At 38.0% G+C, this 18,181-nt stretch carries 19 protein-coding genes; all 19 read left to right on the top strand.

Features of this window, described 5'->3' with window-relative positions; translation table 11 throughout:
• Positions 1 to 231 precede the first annotated feature (231 nt).
• The 19 genes from recG (at position 232) to rnhB (ending at position 18,168) form a co-directional block, all read left to right on the top strand.
• On the top strand, positions 232 to 2,280 hold the full coding sequence (recG, locus tag AB3X49_RS02325; protein ID WP_367960323.1) for an ATP-dependent DNA helicase RecG: 2,049 nt from the start codon (positions 232 to 234) through the stop codon (positions 2,278 to 2,280).
• A gap of 88 nt (positions 2,281 to 2,368) precedes the next feature.
• Complete coding sequence (gene fapR / locus AB3X49_RS02330; protein WP_000747354.1) at positions 2,369 to 2,962, top strand: transcription factor FapR; 594 nt, start codon at positions 2,369 to 2,371, stop codon at positions 2,960 to 2,962.
• A complete protein-coding gene (plsX, locus tag AB3X49_RS02335; protein ID WP_367960325.1) occupies positions 2,959 to 3,951 on the top strand; it encodes a phosphate acyltransferase PlsX in 993 nt (330 codons plus the stop codon). The genes fapR and plsX overlap by 4 nt, the downstream gene beginning before the upstream one ends.
• A gap of 14 nt (positions 3,952 to 3,965) precedes the next feature.
• Positions 3,966 to 4,910, top strand: a complete 945-nt coding sequence (fabD, locus tag AB3X49_RS02340) for an ACP S-malonyltransferase (RefSeq protein ID WP_367960327.1) — start codon at positions 3,966 to 3,968, stop codon at positions 4,908 to 4,910.
• On the top strand, positions 4,910 to 5,650 hold the full coding sequence (fabG, locus tag AB3X49_RS02345; protein WP_002014514.1) for a 3-oxoacyl-[acyl-carrier-protein] reductase: 741 nt from the start codon (positions 4,910 to 4,912) through the stop codon (positions 5,648 to 5,650). Before fabD ends, fabG begins: the two co-directional genes overlap by 1 nt.
• Before the next feature lie 69 nt (positions 5,651 to 5,719).
• On the top strand, positions 5,720 to 5,953 hold the full coding sequence (gene acpP / locus AB3X49_RS02350) for an acyl carrier protein (RefSeq protein WP_002014515.1): 234 nt from the start codon (positions 5,720 to 5,722) through the stop codon (positions 5,951 to 5,953).
• A 58-nt stretch (positions 5,954 to 6,011) separates the two neighbouring features.
• On the top strand, positions 6,012 to 6,749 hold the full coding sequence (gene rncS, locus AB3X49_RS02355) for a ribonuclease III (RefSeq protein WP_002066788.1): 738 nt from the start codon (positions 6,012 to 6,014) through the stop codon (positions 6,747 to 6,749).
• Between the two features lie 148 nt (positions 6,750 to 6,897).
• Positions 6,898 to 10,467 carry a chromosome segregation protein SMC gene (gene smc / locus AB3X49_RS02360; protein ID WP_002066789.1) on the top strand — a complete coding sequence of 1,190 codons (3,570 nt, stop codon included), beginning with the start codon at positions 6,898 to 6,900 and terminating at the stop codon, positions 10,465 to 10,467.
• A 14-nt stretch (positions 10,468 to 10,481) separates the two neighbouring features.
• The gene (gene ftsY, locus AB3X49_RS02365) at positions 10,482 to 11,471 is read left to right on the top strand and encodes a signal recognition particle-docking protein FtsY (protein WP_002088200.1); all 990 of its coding nucleotides are present in this window, start codon (positions 10,482 to 10,484) and stop codon (positions 11,469 to 11,471) included.
• A gap of 133 nt (positions 11,472 to 11,604) precedes the next feature.
• On the top strand, positions 11,605 to 11,937 hold the full coding sequence (locus tag AB3X49_RS02370) for a putative DNA-binding protein (RefSeq protein WP_000891061.1): 333 nt from the start codon (positions 11,605 to 11,607) through the stop codon (positions 11,935 to 11,937).
• Positions 11,938 to 11,949: 12 nt separating this feature from the next.
• Complete coding sequence (ffh, locus tag AB3X49_RS02375) at positions 11,950 to 13,299, top strand: signal recognition particle protein (protein ID WP_002014519.1); 1,350 nt, start codon at positions 11,950 to 11,952, stop codon at positions 13,297 to 13,299.
• A gap of 100 nt (positions 13,300 to 13,399) precedes the next feature.
• A complete protein-coding gene (gene rpsP / locus AB3X49_RS02380; RefSeq protein WP_000268750.1) occupies positions 13,400 to 13,672 on the top strand; it encodes a 30S ribosomal protein S16 in 273 nt (90 codons plus the stop codon).
• Between the two features lie 14 nt (positions 13,673 to 13,686).
• Positions 13,687 to 13,914 carry a KH domain-containing protein gene (locus AB3X49_RS02385; protein WP_002088196.1) on the top strand — a complete coding sequence of 76 codons (228 nt, stop codon included), beginning with the start codon at positions 13,687 to 13,689 and terminating at the stop codon, positions 13,912 to 13,914.
• Between the two features lie 121 nt (positions 13,915 to 14,035).
• Positions 14,036 to 14,551, top strand: coding sequence for a ribosome maturation factor RimM (rimM, locus tag AB3X49_RS02390; RefSeq protein ID WP_002014521.1), 516 nt, complete (start codon positions 14,036 to 14,038; stop codon positions 14,549 to 14,551).
• On the top strand, positions 14,551 to 15,285 hold the full coding sequence (trmD, locus tag AB3X49_RS02395) for a tRNA (guanosine(37)-N1)-methyltransferase TrmD (RefSeq protein WP_002014522.1): 735 nt from the start codon (positions 14,551 to 14,553) through the stop codon (positions 15,283 to 15,285). Before rimM ends, trmD begins: the two co-directional genes overlap by 1 nt.
• 146 nt (positions 15,286 to 15,431) lie before the next feature.
• Positions 15,432 to 15,776 (top strand): 50S ribosomal protein L19, encoded by a 345-nt coding sequence (gene rplS / locus AB3X49_RS02400; protein WP_002014524.1) that lies wholly within the window; start codon positions 15,432 to 15,434, stop codon positions 15,774 to 15,776.
• Positions 15,777 to 15,876: 100 nt separating this feature from the next.
• Positions 15,877 to 16,428, top strand: a complete 552-nt coding sequence (gene lepB / locus AB3X49_RS02405; RefSeq protein ID WP_002066791.1) for a signal peptidase I — start codon at positions 15,877 to 15,879, stop codon at positions 16,426 to 16,428.
• 20 nt (positions 16,429 to 16,448) lie between these two features.
• Positions 16,449 to 17,339, top strand: a complete 891-nt coding sequence (gene ylqF, locus AB3X49_RS02410; RefSeq protein WP_002128821.1) for a ribosome biogenesis GTPase YlqF — start codon at positions 16,449 to 16,451, stop codon at positions 17,337 to 17,339.
• A gap of 55 nt (positions 17,340 to 17,394) precedes the next feature.
• Entirely contained in the window at positions 17,395 to 18,168 is a 774-nt protein-coding gene (rnhB, locus tag AB3X49_RS02415; RefSeq protein ID WP_256490957.1) for a ribonuclease HII, read from the top strand.
• Positions 18,169 to 18,181: the final 13 nt, after the last annotated feature.

Genomic DNA, 18,181 nt, shown 5'->3' on the forward strand with positions numbered 1-18,181 from the left:
AACTTCCACCCCCTATATTCGGCTGGAGCAAAGAAGTTAAGTGGGAGATTAATTGCCCGTAAACGCCCACTGATTATAGTTTCACTTTATATAGAGGGATTAGAGTAGTTTCTCTTAGAATGCCTATGATAGAATATATAAGGTGAAAGAGAGCGATTACAGATGTCAATGATAATAATGGATAATCAATAGAATGAATCAAAGAAAATAATGTGACGGAGCGTGAGAATCTTGAATGAAGTTGTACAAGTTCCTGTTACGGATGTAAAGGGAATCGGAGGAGAAACATCTGAGTTGTTACACGAGATGGGAATTTATACAGTTTCTCATCTATTAGAACATTTTCCGTACCGCTATGAAGACTATGCGATGAAAGATCTTGCTGAAGTAAAGCATGACGAGCGTGTAACGGTTGAGGGGAAAGTTCATAGTGCTCCTTTACTGCAATATTATGGGAAGAAGAAGTCACGTCTTACAGTTCGTGTTCTCGTCGGTCGTTATTTAATTACAGCTGTATGTTTTAATAGACCATACTATAAACAAAAGTTAAATTTAGATGAAACGGTAACGATTACTGGTAAATGGGATCAGCATCGCCAAACAATTGCTGTATCAGAACTGAATTTTGGACCGGTTGTACGACAACAAGAAGTAGAACCTGTATATTCAGTGAAAGGAAAACTGACAGTAAAACAGATGCGCCGGTTTGTTGCACAAGCATTTAAGGAGTATGGAGATTCTATAGTCGAAGTGTTACCAGATGGTTTGTTAAGTCGATATAAATTATTATCACGCTATGAAGCGCTCAGAGGGTTACATTTTCCAGTGGGACAGGAAGACTTAAAGCAAGCGCGTCGCCGTTTTGTATATGAGGAGTTTTTCTTGTTTCAGTTGAAAATGCAAACATTACGGAAAATGGAAAGGGAAAACTCGAAAGGGACGAAAAAGGAAATTTCATTAGTAGAATTGCAAGAGTTTACTGATGCGCTTCCGTTTCCATTAACTGGTGCACAACGCCGGGTTGTAGATGAAATAATGAAAGATATGATATCTCCGTACCGAATGAATCGATTATTGCAAGGGGATGTAGGTTCTGGGAAAACAGTTGTTGCTGCGATTGCTCTTTATGCGGCGAAATTGGCTCATTATCAAGGTGCTTTGATGGTTCCTACAGAAATTTTAGCCGAGCAACATTATCAGTCGCTCGCGGAGACGTTTTCACATTTCGGTATGAAGGTTGAATTGCTAACAAGTTCTGTTAAAGGTGCGAGACGTCGAGAAATTTTGTCGAGATTAGAACAGGGAGAAGTAGACATCCTTGTTGGAACGCACGCTTTAATTCAAGACGAAGTTATATTTCATAGGTTAGGTCTCGTTATTACCGATGAACAGCATCGATTTGGTGTGGCGCAGCGCCGGGTTTTACGTGAGAAAGGTGAAAGTCCAGATGTATTGTTTATGACGGCGACCCCAATCCCGCGTACGTTAGCTATCACTGCATTTGGAGAGATGGACGTTTCTATTATCGACGAAATGCCAGCTGGTAGAAAGGTAATCGAAACGTACTGGGCAAAACATGATATGTTAGATCGTGTCCTCGGCTTTGTGGAGAAAGAGATAAAAAAAGGAAGACAGGCATATGTTATTTGCCCTCTTATTGAAGAGTCTGAGAAGCTGGATGTACAAAATGCTATCGACTTACATAGTATGCTGACTCATCATTATCAAGGGAAATGCCAAGTTGGATTAATGCATGGGAGACTATCATCTCAAGAAAAAGAAGAGATAATGGGACAGTTTAGTGAAAATAAAGTGCAAATTCTTGTGTCGACAACAGTTGTTGAAGTAGGCGTGAATGTACCAAATGCGACTGTTATGGTTATTTATGACGCGGAACGTTTTGGTTTATCACAGCTCCATCAGCTGAGGGGGCGTGTTGGGCGTGGTAGTGAACAATCATATTGTTTATTAATTGCGGACCCGAAATCAGAAACGGGAAAAGAAAGAATGCGCATTATGACTGAAACAAATGATGGATTTGTATTGTCAGAAAAAGATTTAGAGTTACGAGGTCCTGGGGATTTCTTTGGAAGTAAGCAAAGTGGTCTACCAGAATTTAAGGTTGCTGATATGGTACATGATTATCGGGCGTTAGAAACAGCAAGACAAGATGCAGCGATACTAGTTGATTCAGAAGTGTTTTGGCATAATGATCAGTATGCTTCGCTGCGTACTTATCTTGATGGGACAGGTGTGTTCCAGGGAGAGAAGCTCGATTAAAAGTAGTCTGCAAAAGTTTTTGTTGCATTCTACTTTTAATGATTATATACTACTTTTAGTACCTAGTCATAAAAATGGATGGTGCGGTATGAAAAAAAGAAGAAGTAAAAAAGAAAGACAAGAATTATTACAACAAACAATAGAAACGAATCCTTTTATAACGGATGAAGATTTAGCGGAAAAATTTCAAGTGAGCATACAAACTGTTCGTCTTGATCGTATGGAATTATCTATTCCTGAATTAAGAGAACGAATTAAGCATGTGGCTACAAAACAACATGAAGAAGATGTGAAATCTTTACCGTTAGAAGAGGTTGTCGGAGAAATTATTGATATAGAATTAGATAGACATGCGATTTCTATCTTTGAAGTAAAGGTAGAACATGTATTTAAAAGAAATCAAATTGCTCGTGGGCATCATTTGTTTGCACAAGCAAACTCACTAGCTGTTGCGGTTATTGATGAAGAATTAGCTTTAACTGCAAAGTCCACCATTCGATATATTCGTCCTGTAAAATTAGGAGAGCGTGTTGTTGCAAAAGTACGTGTTGAAGATGTAGAGAATGATAAAGGACGGACGGTTGTCAAAGTGCGTAGTTTTGTTGGAGAAGAACTTGTCTTTACAGGCACTTTTGAAATGTATCGATCTAGTAATTATAGTGAGGAAGGTAACAACTTATGAAAATCGCAATAGATGCAATGGGCGGCGATCATGCACCAAAGGCTGTAGTATTAGGAGCAATGAAAGCTATTAAGGAATACTCAGATTTACATATTACGTTAGTAGGGAAAGAAGAGAGGATTCGTCAATATTTAACGAGTGAAGAGCAAATTACTATACTTCATACGGACGAAAAAATTGAATCAACAGACGAACCAGTAAGAGCGGTTCGTCGAAAAAAACAAGCTTCAATGGTACTAGCGGCGCAGCAAGTAAAAGACGGCGTAGCGGATGCTTGTATATCAGCAGGTAGTACAGGAGCTTTGATGGCGGCTGGATTGTTTGTTGTTGGTCGTATGGAAGGAATTGAACGACCAGCTTTATCACCTACAATGCCAACTGTTGATGGAGAAGGTTTTGTTATGTTAGATGTTGGAGCCAACGTTGATGCAAAACCAATTCATTTATATCAATATGCAGTAATGGGCTCTGTTTACGCAGAGAAGGTAAGAGGAATTAAAAATCCACGCGTTGGACTTTTAAACGTTGGAACAGAGGATGGTAAAGGAAACGAGCTTTCAAAACAAGTCTTTGCTATGCTCAAGGATGCACCAATTAATTTCGTTGGAAACGTTGAATCAAGAGATTTATTGCAAGGTGTAGCAGACGTTGTTGTATGTGATGGTTTTACGGGTAATGTAGCGCTAAAATCATTAGAAGGAACAGCACTTGCGTTATTCTCTATGTTAAAAGAACAATTAATGAGTTCGTTTACGAGCAAATTAGCAGCAGCGGTATTAAAACCAAAACTTATGGTATTGAAAGATAAAATGGATTATTCGGAGTATGGGGGAGCGGCGTTGTTTGGATTGAAAGCTCCTGTCATTAAGGCTCACGGTTCTTCTAATGACCAATCGATATTTAGTGCGATTCGTCAAACGAGAGAAATGGTAGCGAAAGAAGTAATTCCTACAATCTCAAGTGTAATGGAGAAGGAGCCGCTTCAATAAGAGGAGGATTTGAAATGGGAAAAATAGCATTTCTTTTTCCGGGCCAAGGTTCACAGGCAGTTGGAATGGGTAGACAGTTAGCGGAGAATAATAAAGAGGTTGCGAAAGTGTTTGCAAAAGCGGATGAGGTTTTGCATGATTCTCTTTCAGAAGTGATTTTTGAAGGACCGCAAGAAAAGTTAACATTAACAACAAATGCGCAGCCGGCACTATTAACAACGAGCTTTGCAATTTTAACAGCTTTGAAGGAGTATGATATTACACCTGATTTTGTCGCAGGACATAGTTTAGGTGAATATAGCGCTCTTGTAGCTGCTGGTGCATTAACATTCGAAGACGCTGTATATGCTGTAAGGAAACGCGGGGAATATATGGAAGAAGCTGTTCCAGGCGGGGAAGGTGCAATGGCAGCTATTTTAGGTGCGGATCCGGATATGCTGAAACGAGTTACAGAAGAAGTAACAAGTGAAGGATATGCAGTACAAATTGCTAATATGAATAGTACGAAGCAAATTGTTATTTCTGGAACAAAGCAAGGAGTAGAACTTGCTTCTCAAAGCGCGAAAGAAAATGGTGCTAAAAGAGCAATTCCGCTCAAAGTAAGTGGACCGTTTCATTCCTCGCTTATGAAACCAGCTGCTGAGAAATTCCAAAGTGTTTTAAATGAAATTACAATTCAAGACACGAATATTCCTGTTATTGCAAATGTTACGGCAGATGTTATTACGCGTGGTACAGATATTCAAGCAAAGCTAATTGAACAGCTCTATTCGCCTGTATTATGGTACCCATCTATTGAGTATATGGTGAATCAAGGGGTAGATACATTTATTGAAATCGGACCTGGAAAAGTACTTGCTGGTCTTATGAAGTCGATTGATTCTTCAGTGAAAGCATATGCGGTATATGATGAAGAGACATTAAAAGATACCATTTCAAATTTGAGAGGAGAAAGCTGATGTTAAAAGGGAAAGTAGCATTAGTAACTGGTGCTTCACGTGGGATTGGTCGTGCGATTGCTATTGATTTAGCGAAACAAGGGGCAAATGTTGTAGTAAATTATGCTGGTAATGAGCAAAAGGCGAATGAAGTAGTTGATGAAATAAAGAAATTAGGTTCAGATGCCATTGCAGTAAGAGCAGATGTTGCAAATGCTGATGATGTTACTGCAATGGTGAAACAAACTGTAGATACGTTTGGACAAGTTGATATTCTTGTAAATAACGCTGGTGTAACAAAAGATAATTTATTAATGCGTATGAAAGAAGAAGAATGGGATACAGTTATTAATACAAACTTAAAAGGTGTTTTCTTATGTACGAAAGCAGTATCGCGCTATATGATGCGTCAACGTCATGGACGTATTATTAATATCGCTTCTGTTGTTGGTGTAACAGGAAACCCAGGACAAGCAAATTATGTTGCTGCTAAAGCTGGTGTAATTGGATTAACAAAAACATCAGCAAAAGAATTAGCGAGCCGAAATATTACTGTAAATGCAATTGCTCCAGGGTTTATTGCAACTGATATGACGGATGTATTAGATGAAAATATAAAAGCTGAAATGTTAAAATTAATTCCTGCAGCTCAGTTTGGAGAAGCACAAGATATCGCAAATACTGTAACGTTTTTTGCTTCTGATCAAAGTAAATATGTTACAGGTCAAACGTTAAATGTTGATGGCGGTATGGTAATGTAATAAAAGAATCGATTTCACCTAGTTTTTTTGGACAATATTTTATATAATATTTGAGGGGAGGTGAATAGAATGGCAGATGTTTTAGAGCGTGTAACCAAAATTGTCGTTGATCGTTTAGGAGTAGAAGAAACTGAAGTAGTACCAGCTGCAAGCTTCAAAGAAGATTTAGGCGCAGACTCCCTAGATGTAGTAGAACTTGTAATGCAATTAGAAGATGAATTCGAAATGGAAATTTCTGATGAAGATGCTGAAAAGATTGCTACTGTTGGCGATGCTGTGACTTACATAGAGAGTCATCTATAATGCTTAAGTGAAGTCCCGTTTTTTAACGGGGCTTCTCGGCTTATATCTGGAGGGACCTATGCCGTACCGAAAACATAGAGAAAAAAAATACGAAGCAAAATATCGTGAAGCTTTTAAAGTATTTCAAGAAGAGATAGGTATTACGTTTACAGATGAAAAATTATTGATTCAAGCGTTTACGCATTCATCGTATGTGAATGAGCATCGAAAAAAACCGCATGAGGACAATGAGCGTCTTGAGTTTCTTGGCGATGCTGTATTGGAACTCACTGTATCACAGTATCTGTTTCAAAAATATCCGACAATGAGCGAAGGAGAGTTAACAAAACTACGTGCAGCTATTGTATGTGAGCCATCTCTTGTTCGTTTTGCAAACGAAATGTCATTTGGTAGCCTTGTTCTATTAGGGAAAGGTGAGGAAATGACGGGTGGACGTGAACGACCAGCTTTATTAGCGGATGTCTTTGAAGCGTTTATTGGTGCCCTTTATCTTGATCAAGGGCTAGAAACAGTTTGGGGATACTTAAAAGAAGTTGTATATCCAAAAATTAATGAAGGTGCTTTTTCTCATGTGATGGATTATAAGAGTCAATTGCAAGAATTGATTCAGCGTGATGGTAGTGGCAATATTGAGTATCAAATTTTGCAAGAAAAAGGACCGGCCCACAACCGAGAATTTGTGTCCCGTGTAACTTTAAATAATGAGGCATTAGGTCTTGGAAGTGGTAAGTCAAAAAAAGAGGCAGAGCAACAAGCTGCTGCAGAAGCATTGAAAAAATTAAAAGAACAATCATGAGGAATCCCCCTTTGAATGAGGGGGATTCCTTATGCATAGAATGAAACTTTCCTTTTATTTATAAATAAAAGGAGTGGGAAATCCGTATAGTAGTTTGTTTTCGTACAGACAACGTTTACAACAACGGAGAATAGGAGGAAGGCCTTTCGTGTTTTTAAAAAGATTAGAAATAGCAGGATTTAAGTCTTTTGCTGAGCGTGTATCTGTCGATTTTGTTCCAGGTGTAACTTCTGTAGTAGGACCTAACGGGAGCGGGAAAAGTAATATTACTGATGCAATTCGCTGGGTACTTGGTGAACAATCTGCAAAGTCATTACGCGGTGCAAAGATGGAGGATATTATTTTTGCCGGCAGTGATACGAGAAGAGCGGTTAATGTTGCTGAAGTTACATTAACTTTAAATAATGAAGACCAACGCTTACCGATTGAGTATAACGAGGTGTGTGTAACGCGTCGTGTATCTCGTTCGGGTGATAGTGATTTTTATATTAATAAACAATCTTGTAGATTAAAAGATATTATTGATTTATTTATGGACTCTGGTATGGGAAGGGAAGCTTTTTCGATTATTAGCCAGGGGAAAGTCGAAGAGATTTTGAGTAGTAAATCAGAAGAACGTCGTGGTGTATTTGAAGAAGCTGCGGGAGTGCTGAAATACAAACTTCGTAAAAAGAAAGCTGAAGGGAAATTGGCGGAAACACAAGAAAACTTAAATCGTGTACAAGATATTATTCACGAATTAAGTAGTCAAGTAGAACCACTAGAAAGACAAGCTTCTATTGCGAAAGATTATCTTGAGAAAAAAGAAGAATTAGAGAAAGTAGAAGCTGCGCTTATTGTACATGAAATTGAAGAATTACATGAAAAGTGGGAAGCGCTTCGAAATCAATTTGGGCATAATAAAGATGAAGAAGCTAAAATGTCGGCGAACTTACAAAAAAGTGAAGAAGAGCTTGAGGAATTACGCGGGCAATTACAAGCCGTTGATGAATCTGTAAATTCCTTACAAGAAGTTCTACTTCTGTCTAGTAAAGAACTAGAAAAACTAGAAGGGCAACGCGAGCTGTTAAAGGAAAGAAAGCAAAATGCAACGACACATTGTGCGCAGCTTGAAAAGCTAATTGTTGAGTTAACAGAGAAAACTACAAGTTATGATGGCGAAATTGAAACAAGTACAGAAGCTTTAATGCAATTTGTGAATCAAGTAAAAGAATTGGAGAAGAAATTGCATGATAACGAGCAATTACTTGCGACTTTTGCTGAGAATTTAGAGGAACAAATTGAGAATTTAAAAGGTGACTATATTGAACTTTTAAATCAACAAGCAAGTCTTCGTAATGAATTATCTATGATTGAAGAACAATCAAAACAGCAAAACTCTAAAAACGAACGACTTGATGAAGAAAATGAAAAGTATGTACAGATGCGTGTGGAAATTACAGCGAAAAAGGCGAAACTTGTAGACAGTTATGAGCAAGCGAGAGAGAAAATAGCTGGCATTATTTCTAACATACAGAAGACAGAAACGGCACTTGGGAAATGTAAGTCACAGTATAGTGAAAATGAAACGAAACTGTATCAAGCGTATCAATTTGTGCAACAGGCGCGCTCTCGTAAAGAAATGTTAGAAGAGATGCAAGAGGACTACTCTGGCTTCTATCAAGGGGTACGTGAAGTATTAAAGGCTAGAGAAAATAGACTACAAGGTATTGAGGGAGCTGTTGCAGAACTTCTGACTGTGCCGAAAGAATATGAAATCGCAATGGAAATCGCCCTTGGGGCAGCGATGCAACATATCGTAGTACAAACAGAAGAGCATGCTCGTAATGCAATTGCATTTTTAAAGCAAAATAAACATGGCCGTGCAACGTTTTTACCTCAAGCTGTTATTAAAAGCCGATCGCTATCATTTGATCAATTACGCATTGTGAATCAGCATCCATCGTTTGTCGGTGTAGCGGCAGAACTTGTGCAGTACAATAATAAATATGAGAATGTAGTTTCAAGTTTATTAGGTACAGTTGTTGTTGCGAAAGATTTACGCGGAGCAAATGAGTTAGCGAAACAACTGCAATACCGCTATCGTATTGTAACACTCGAAGGTGACGTAGTGAACCCGGGTGGTTCTATGACGGGTGGAGCTGTAAAACAGGCGAAATCCTCTTTATTGGGACGTCAACGTGAACTTGAAGAGTGGACTAAAAAACTAACTGACATGGAAGAAAAAACAACAAAGCTAGAAAACTTTGTTAAAGCAGTAAAGCAAGAGATTCAAGAAAAAGAAGTACAAATACGAGAGCTACGCCAAGGTGTAGAGACCGAACGTGTAGATGAACAGAAGCTAAGAGAAGAAATTAATCGTTTAGAATTAGATGAACATCGTATTAATGATCGTTTATCGATTTACGATTTAGAGATTGAAGGATTTTTACAAGATCAAGTAAAAATGCAAGGGCGCAAAGAAGAGTTAGAAAAGATTTTAGCGACTCTTCAAGCTGAGATTGGGGAATTAGATAGTAAAATCGTCATTTTAACGAAACAAAAAAGTGAACAATATTCTTCAAAAGAAAAAGTTCAGAAGGAAATGACGGAGCTAAAAGTACAAGCTGCTGAACAACAACAACGATTGTCTAATCAAAAAGAAAAAGTCGAACGATTGACGAAGGAAAAAGAAGAGACTGATGCGACGCTTGTAAAAACGAAAGAAGATTTAGCGTTCTTAAAGCAAGAGATGACATCTAATTCAAGTGGCGAAGAACAAATTACGAATATGATTGAGAAGAAAGCGTATGATCGTAATCAAACTTCGGAGTTAATTCGTTCTCGTCGTGAACAACGCGTATCATTGCAAGAAAGAGTCGAGCATTTAGAGCGCGGTGTGAAAGAAACAATAGGTAAACATAAGTATATTCTTGAGATGCTGAAAGATCAAGAAGTGAAAATTAACCGACTTGATGTAGAGCTGGAAAATAGATTGCAACATTTACGTGAAACATATACTATTTCATTTGAAGCAGCAAAACTTAAGTATACAATGATGATGCCTGCAGAAGATGCACGTAAAAAGGTGAAACTAATTAAACTATCCATTGAAGAGTTAGGCGCAGTAAATTTAGGGGCAATTGATGAGTATGAACGTGTAGCAGAGCGCCATACATTCTTATTAGAGCAAAGAGATGACCTAGAAGAAGCGAAATCGACATTGCATCAACTTATTACGGAAATGGATGAAGAGATGAAAAAACGCTTTTCTACTACGTTCGAAGGGATTCGAACAGAGTTTCAATCTGTATTCTCTGAATTATTCGGAGGTGGAAGAGCGGATTTAGTAATGACAAACCCAGAAGATTTACTAAATACGGGTATTGATATTGTAGCGCAACCACCAGGGAAGAAACTACAAAATTTAGGTTTACTTTCAGGGGGAGAGCGTGCTTTAACGGCAATTGCGCTCTTATTTGGTATTTTAAAAGTACGCCCAGTTCCATTCTGTGTTCTAGATGAAGTGGAAGCAGCTCTTGATGAGGCAAACGTTGCTCGTTTTGCGCAGTATTTAAAGAAATTTAGTGATGAAACGCAGTTTATTGTAATTACACACCGAAAAGGTACAATGGAAGAGTCTGATGTATTGTACGGTGTAACAATGCAAGAATCAGGGGTGTCGAAGCTTGTTTCTGTTCGTTTAGATGATGGCGAAGAACTTGTTGCAAGTAGATAGGAAGGATGGGAAGTATGAGCTTTTTAAAAAAATTAAAAGAAAAAATTTCAAAACAAACGGATACGGTAACAGAGAAGTTTAAACAAGGATTAGAAAAAACGAGAAATTCATTTGCTGATAAAGTAAATGACTTAGTGTACCGTTACCGCAAAATAGACGAAGATTTCTTTGAAGAATTAGAAGAAATTTTAATTAGTGCGGATGTCGGAGTTTCGACAGTGATGGAATTAATTGATCAGTTGAAAGAAGAAGTGCAACGTCGTAACATTCAAGATCCGAAAGAAGTACAGGCTGTTATTTCTGAAAAGCTAGTGGGCATTTACAAAGGTGACAGCGATTTTAGTAATGAAGTTAATATACAAGAGGATCAATTAACAGTAGTTTTATTTGTTGGTGTGAATGGTGTGGGGAAAACGACGACGATTGGTAAGCTTGCACATAAATTTAAATCAGAAGGTAAGTCTGTCCTATTGGCGGCAGGAGATACATTCCGTGCTGGGGCGATTGAGCAATTAGAAGTATGGGGCGATCGTGTTGGTGTAGAAGTAATTAAACAAGGGTCAGGATCTGATCCAGCGGCTGTTATGTATGATGCTGTACAAGCGGCAAAGGCCCGTAAAGTGGATGTATTGCTATGTGATACAGCGGGACGCTTACAAAATAAAGTAAACTTAATGAATGAGTTAGAGAAAGTGAAGCGCGTAATTGAGCGTGAAGTACCAGGGGCTCCTCATGAAGTATTACTTGTTATTGATGCAACAACAGGGCAAAATGGTTTAAGTCAAGCGAAAACATTCCGTGAAGCCACGAATGTTACTGGTATTGTTTTAACGAAGTTAGATGGAACTGCTAAAGGTGGTATCGTCTTAGCGATTCGTAACGAAATGGATGTTCCGGTGAAATTTGTTGGGCTAGGAGAGCAAATGGATGATCTGCAACAGTTTGATCCAGAACAATATGTTTATGGTTTGTTTGCGAACGTAGTAGAAACAGAAGAAGTGTAAGTGAAAGAAGCGGTATTTCCGCTTCTTTTTTTTATAAAAATATGTGATGTTAAGAAAAAAACTTGACACTCTTTTATACTCCATGTAAACTAAGTCATGTAAAGGGAAATCACTTAACAAAGGATGATCCAACATGCTCGAGAAAACAACGAGAATGAACTATTTATTTGATTTTTATCAATCGTTGTTAACGCAAAAACAAAGAAGTTATATGTCGCTTTATTATCTAGATGATTTATCTCTTGGTGAAATTGCGGAAGAATTTGATGTAAGTCGCCAAGCCGTGTATGATAACATTAAACGGACTGAAGCGATGCTTGAAGAATATGAAGATAAATTAGTATTACTTCAAAAGTTTCAAGAGCGACAGCGACTTGTTGCAAAGCTAAAACAGCTAATCAGCGAAGAAGAGCATGTAAATGAAGAAATGAAACAAGTTGTTGAAGCTATCGAAAAATTAGATTAGGAGGGCGGCAATATGGCATTTGAAGGATTAGCCGACCGACTTCAACAGACAATGCAAAAAATCCGCGGCAAAGGAAAAGTTTCTGAAGCCGATGTAAAAGAAATGATGAGAGAAGTTCGTCTAGCTCTTTTAGAAGCGGATGTTAACTTTAAAGTAGTAAAAGATTTTATAAAGCGTGTGTCTGAGCGTGCTGTCGGACAAGATGTAATGAAAAGTTTGACACCTGGACAACAAGTAATTAAAATCGTACAGGAAGAACTTACAGAACTTATGGGCGGAGAGCAAAGCAAAATTGCTGTTGCTAATAAGCCACCTACTGTTATAATGATGGTTGGTCTGCAAGGTGCGGGTAAAACAACGACGACAGGTAAGCTTGCAAATTTGCTTCGTAAAAAGCATAATCGTAAACCGATGCTTGTTGCAGCGGATATTTACCGTCCAGCAGCGATTAAACAGCTTGAAACATTAGGGAAGCAATTGGACATGCCTGTTTTCTCCTTAGGAGATCAAGTAAGTCCGGTTGAAATTGCGAAACAAGCGATTGCGAAAGCAAAAGAAGATCATCACGATTACGTTTTAATCGATACAGCGGGTCGCCTGCATATTGATGAAGAACTAATGGGTGAATTAGCGAAAGTCAAAGAAGTTGCGAAACCGGATGAAATTTTCCTTGTTGTCGATGCGATGACAGGACAAGACGCGGTAAATGTAGCACAAAGTTTCCATGAACAGTTAGGATTAACAGGTGTTGTATTAACGAAATTAGATGGTGATACGCGCGGTGGTGCGGCATTATCTATTAAGGCTGTAACAAATACACCAATTAAATTTGCTGGTATGGGTGAAAAACTAGATGCAATTGAAGCGTTCCATCCAGAACGTATGGCATCCCGTATTTTAGGGATGGGCGACGTCTTAACATTAATTGAAAAAGCGCAAGCTACAGTTGATGAAGAGAAAGCAAAAGAACTTGAGCAAAAAATGCGTACGCTTTCGTTTACGCTTGACGATTTCCTAGAACAACTTGGACAAGTGCGTCAACTTGGACCGCTTGACGAATTGTTAGGAATGCTTCCTGGTGCAAATAAAATTAAAGGGCTGAAAAATGCACAAGTTGATGAAAAACAAATTGGGCATATTGAGGCAATTATTCGTTCTATGACTAAAGTAGAACGAGAACAACCGGAAATAATCAATGCTAGTCGTAAAAAGCGCATTGCCAAAGGTAGCGGTACAACGGTACAAGAAATCAATCGTCTAATCAAGCAATTTGATGATATGAAAAAAATGATGAAGACGATGACGGGAATGCAAAAAGGTAAGAAAAAAGGACTAGGTGGATTGAAGTTTCCATTCATGTAAGGAAAAAAGATGGCTCTGTTAAGAAAAAATACTTTACAAAGCAATAGTCTTTTTGCTAATATAATTATCTGTGTGAAATAAATTCGGAGGTGCTTTATAAATGGCAGTTAAAATTCGTTTAAAACGTATGGGAGCTAAAAAAACTCCTTTCTATCGTGTAGTTGTTGCAGATTCTCGTTCTCCTCGTGACGGACGTTTCATTGAGGAAATCGGTACTTACAATCCGGTTGCTCAACCAGCGGAAGTTAAGATCAACGAAGAAGCAGCATTAAAATGGTTAGGAAATGGTGCTAAACCATCTGATACAGTTCGTAACCTTTTCTCTAACCAAGGTATCATGGAGAAATTCCACTTATCTAAACAAGGTAAGTAATTGAGGCAATGACAATGAAAATGTTAGTCGAGACAATTGTTAAACCTCTTGTGGATCATCCTGGAGATGTAAAAGTTACACAGGAACTTTGCAACGGAGAAATAAAGTATCGATTAACTGTACATCCTGAGGATGTTGGAAAAGTCATTGGAAAGCAAGGGAAAGTTGCGAAAGCGATTAGAATGCTCTTGTATTCAGTGGGACATCATAATGATGAGAACGTCACACTGGAAATTCAATAAACGTAAAAAGGGCGAGGAGTTATTTCCTCTCCCTTTTTTAACATTTAAAGAGAAATTGCATGTTCCATATATAAAATGGAAATGCTTAATTTATATAGAAACCAGGGGTGACATACTATTTATGACAAAATGGTTTAATGTAGGGAAAATTGTAAATACTCATGGCGTAAAAGGAGAAATTCGTGTTATTTCTCGTACTGATTTTCCAGAAGAGCGATATAAAGTAGGGAACACGTTATACATATGGGATGAGAAAGGTACAGACTATCTTACAGTGAAGGTAACTTCTCATCGTCAACATAAGACATTTGATTTATTAACACTTGAAGGATACAACAATGTAGATGAAGTAGAGAAGTTAAAAGGTTCTTTAATAAAAGTACCAGAAGAGCAGTTAGGCGAACTAGCTGAAGGTGAATACTACTACCATGAAATTATTGGTTGCAACGTTGTAACGGAAGAAGGAGAAGCGTTAGGGACAATCAAAGAGATTCTATCTCCTGGTGCGAATGATGTTTGGGTGATTAAACGTCCAAAGGGTCAAGATTTGTTAATTCCTTATATTGATGACGTTGTACTTCAAGTTAACATTGAAAATAAATTAGTAACCATTCATGTAATGGAAGGGCTACTATAATGAAAATTGACATTTTAACATTGTTTCCAGATATGTTTACGGGTGTATTTGGTTCTTCAATTTTAAAGAAAGCACAAGAAAAAGAAGCGGTAGAGCTTCGTGTTGTCAATTTTCGTGAGTATACAACTAGTAAGCATAATAGTGTAGATGATTATCCGTATGGTGGGGGCGCTGGTATGGTATTAACCCCACAGCCTATCTTTGACGCAGTAGAAGAGTTAACGAAGGAAACAGACCGTAAGCCGAGAATCGTCTTAATGTGTCCACAAGGAGAGCGTTTCACGCAGAAGAAGGCAGAAGAGCTTGCTGGAGAAGAGCATGTTATTTTTGTATGTGGCCATTATGAAGGATACGATGAACGAATTCGTGAGCATCTTGTAACAGATGAGATTTCTATTGGGGATTACGTATTAACGGGTGGAGAATTGGCTTCTATGGTAGTCACTGACAGTGTTGTACGTCTTTTGCCAGGAGTGCTTGGGAATCAAACGTCACAAGTGGAAGACTCTTTTAGCACAGGTTTGTTAGAACACCCACATTATACACGTCCTGCTGATTTTCGTGGTATGAAGGTACCGGATGTACTAATGTCAGGAAATCATAAAAACATTGATGAATGGCGCCATAAAGAGTCACTACGTCGTACGTACACACGTAGACCGGATTTACTGGAAGAACGAGAATTATCTAAGCAAGAAGAGAAATGGCTGGAACAGATTAAAGAAGACCGATAAGGGCTTGATATATTTTCTATTGCAACAGTCCTAGCAATATGCTATTATAACATTTGTGCTACTGAAATCAGTAGCCGTATTAACGATGTTCCGCTGTAATTTAATAAGACTTTATAAGAGCATCTGTTTAAAGGAGAGAATTTAATATGCAACAATTAATCACAGAAATCACAAAAGGCCAATTGAAAACTGACCTTCCTTCATTCCGTCCTGGAGACACTTTACGTGTACACGTAAAAGTAGTTGAGGGAACTCGTGAAAGAATTCAGCTTTTCGAAGGTGTTGTAATTAAACGTCGTGGTGGCGGAATCAGTGAAACATTCACAGTTCGTAAGATTTCTTACGGTGTAGGTGTTGAGCGTACATTCCCAGTTCACACGCCAAGAATCGCGAACATCGAAGTACTTCGCCGTGGTAAAGTACGTCGTGCTAAGTTATACTACTTACGTAACCTTCGCGGTAAAAAAGCACGTATTAAAGAAATTCGATAAGACATGTATGGGAGCTTGTAAATACACAAGCTCCCTTTTTCCAATCTATATGAAATTTTGGTATAATACGAGCAGCTTACATAACAGTGGAGGGGAAAGCATGAAGAAAGAGAAGAGCTCACTTTGGGAATGGATCAAAGCAATTTTGATTGCTGTTGTATTAGCGGGCGTAATTAGACAGTTTTTCTTTGCCCCAATTCTCGTAGACGGTGTATCGATGTCGCCGACTTTACATGACCGTGATCGAATGATTGTTAATAAAATTGGCTATCACATAGGTGATCCGAAACGCTTTGATATTATTGTATTCCGAGCGACGGAAGAAAAAGATTATATTAAGCGTATTATTGGCCTGCCAGGCGACGAAATCGAATACCGTAATGATAAACTATATGTTAACGGGAAACCTTATGAGGAGCCGTATTTAGATAAGCAGAAAAAACAACTTGCTGACGGACCGCTTACATATGATTTTACTCTTGAAGAAATGACAGGAAAGAAAACTGTTCCAGAAGGTCAATTATTTGTTTTAGGCGATAATCGTCGTTTTAGTAAAGATAGCCGTTCGATTGGTACAATTTCAATGGACCAAGTGATTGGTAAAGCAAATATGCTATATTGGCCGTTAAAAGATGCACGTATTGTGAAATAAAAGAAAAAGAAGGTGGCAACATGGTAATTCAATGGTTCCCAGGACATATGGCAAAGGCTAGACGCCAAGTAACAGAAAAATTAAAGTTAATTGATGTTGTAATTGAGCTTGTAGATGCTCGATTACCTTTATCTTCTCGTAATCCAATGATTGATGAAATTATTACACATAAACCAAGGCTTGTTGTTTTAAATAAAGCGGATATGGCGGATGATCGTCTTACAAAGCAGTGGATTGCATATTTTGATGAAAGAGGTCAAAAGGCAATTTCAATTAATGCGCAAGCTGGACAAGGTATGAAAGAAATTGCAGCAGCTTGTAAAGTTCTTGTCAAAGAAAAATTCGATAAAATGGTTGCTAAAGGCATTAGACCAAGAGCAATTCGTGCTTTAATTGTAGGTATTCCAAACGTTGGTAAATCTACACTAATTAATAAATTAGCGAAGAAGAATATAGCAAAAACAGGAGATCGTCCTGGTGTGACAACGGCCCAGCAGTGGATTAAAGTTGGGAAAGAAATGGAATTATTAGATACACCAGGTATTTTGTGGCCTAAATTTGAAGATGAATTAGTTGGTCTTCGTTTAGCGACGACTGGTGCAATTAAAGATTCTATATTAAATCTACAGGATGTAGCTATTTATGCGTTACGTTTTATGGAAAAACATTATCCGGAACGTTTAAAAGAGCGATATAATTTAAATGACATTCCAGAAGAAATTGTGGAGTTATTTGATGCAATTGGAAAAAATAGAGGTTGCTTAATGGGCGGCGGAATGATTGATTATGATAAAACATCTGAGCTTATACTTCGTGAGCTTCGTGGTGGAAGATTTGGAAAAATGACATTTGAAACACCAGAAGAGTTTGCAGAGCAGGTAGAAGATGCGGAAAAAGTAGAAGAAGTATAAGACGTGCGTTTGTACGTCTTTTCTTTTTGGTTACGTTTAAAAGGAGTGTAAATAGATGCAAAAAATGACTATTCATGAAGCGGAATGTTTGCTGCAAGAAATTATGAATGAAGAAGACGAGCGTTTTCAAATGTTAGTGAAAGATGAGCGGAAAGGTGTTCAAAAACTAATTTTGAAGTGGTATAAACAAAAAGAGTTAGCGCAAAAAGAAAGAGAAAAATTTCTAGAAATGTCAAAGTACGAAAATGAGTTACGTGAAAAAGGGCTCACATACATTGCTGGTATTGATGAAGTGGGTCGTGGGCCGTTAGCGGGACCGGTTGTGACGGCGGCAGTCGTCCTTCCGGAAGATTTTTATATTCCAGGATTAAATGACTCGAAAAAATTAAGTGAAGCGAAACGTGAGCGTTTTTATGATGAAATTAAAGAGCATGCAATTGCGATTGGAGTTGGAATTATATCACCACAAGTTATTGATGAAATAAATATTTATCAAGCGACGAAGCAAGCGATGTTAGATGCCGTTGCTAATTTATCATGTACACCAGAATATTTATTAATCGATGCGATGAAGCTTCCTACATCAATTCCGCAAACATCAATCATTAAAGGTGATGCGAAAAGTGTCTCTATTTCAGCTGCATCTATTATTGCGAAAGTGACGAGAGATCGCATGATGAAAGAGTTAGGAGGAAAGTATCCTGCATATGGATTCGAACAACATATGGGATATGGGACGAAACAGCATTTAGAAGCGATTGAAGTACATGGAGTATTAGAGGAACATCGAAAATCATTCGCGCCAATTAAAGATATGATTAAAAAATAAGCTGTATATTCAC

This window comes from Bacillus sp. C30, assembly GCF_040838255.1.
GTDB lineage: Bacteria > Bacillota > Bacilli > Bacillales > Bacillaceae_G > Bacillus_A > Bacillus_A mycoides.

What these genes read in the sequence shown, in the direction of transcription:
- rpsP (WP_000268750.1), top strand. Translation starts at nt 13,400, where the DNA reads ATGGCAGTTAAAATTCGTTTAAAACGTATGGGAGCTAAAAAAACTCCT.
- plsX (WP_367960325.1), top strand. Translation starts at nt 2,959, where the DNA reads ATGAAAATCGCAATAGATGCAATGGGCGGCGATCATGCACCAAAGGCT.
- AB3X49_RS02370 (WP_000891061.1), top strand. Translation starts at nt 11,605, where the DNA reads ATGCTCGAGAAAACAACGAGAATGAACTATTTATTTGATTTTTATCAA.
- rimM (WP_002014521.1), top strand. Translation starts at nt 14,036, where the DNA reads ATGACAAAATGGTTTAATGTAGGGAAAATTGTAAATACTCATGGCGTA.
- fapR (WP_000747354.1), top strand. Translation starts at nt 2,369, where the DNA reads ATGAAAAAAAGAAGAAGTAAAAAAGAAAGACAAGAATTATTACAACAA.
- rnhB (WP_256490957.1), top strand. Translation starts at nt 17,395, where the DNA reads ATGCAAAAAATGACTATTCATGAAGCGGAATGTTTGCTGCAAGAAATT.
- ffh (WP_002014519.1), top strand. Translation starts at nt 11,950, where the DNA reads ATGGCATTTGAAGGATTAGCCGACCGACTTCAACAGACAATGCAAAAA.
- rplS (WP_002014524.1), top strand. Translation starts at nt 15,432, where the DNA reads ATGCAACAATTAATCACAGAAATCACAAAAGGCCAATTGAAAACTGAC.
- fabD (WP_367960327.1), top strand. Translation starts at nt 3,966, where the DNA reads ATGGGAAAAATAGCATTTCTTTTTCCGGGCCAAGGTTCACAGGCAGTT.
- rncS (WP_002066788.1), top strand. Translation starts at nt 6,012, where the DNA reads ATGCCGTACCGAAAACATAGAGAAAAAAAATACGAAGCAAAATATCGT.
- AB3X49_RS02385 (WP_002088196.1), top strand. Translation starts at nt 13,687, where the DNA reads ATGAAAATGTTAGTCGAGACAATTGTTAAACCTCTTGTGGATCATCCT.
- fabG (WP_002014514.1), top strand. Translation starts at nt 4,910, where the DNA reads ATGTTAAAAGGGAAAGTAGCATTAGTAACTGGTGCTTCACGTGGGATT.
- ylqF (WP_002128821.1), top strand. Translation starts at nt 16,449, where the DNA reads ATGGTAATTCAATGGTTCCCAGGACATATGGCAAAGGCTAGACGCCAA.
- ftsY (WP_002088200.1), top strand. Translation starts at nt 10,482, where the DNA reads ATGAGCTTTTTAAAAAAATTAAAAGAAAAAATTTCAAAACAAACGGAT.
- lepB (WP_002066791.1), top strand. Translation starts at nt 15,877, where the DNA reads ATGAAGAAAGAGAAGAGCTCACTTTGGGAATGGATCAAAGCAATTTTG.
- trmD (WP_002014522.1), top strand. Translation starts at nt 14,551, where the DNA reads ATGAAAATTGACATTTTAACATTGTTTCCAGATATGTTTACGGGTGTA.
- acpP (WP_002014515.1), top strand. Translation starts at nt 5,720, where the DNA reads ATGGCAGATGTTTTAGAGCGTGTAACCAAAATTGTCGTTGATCGTTTA.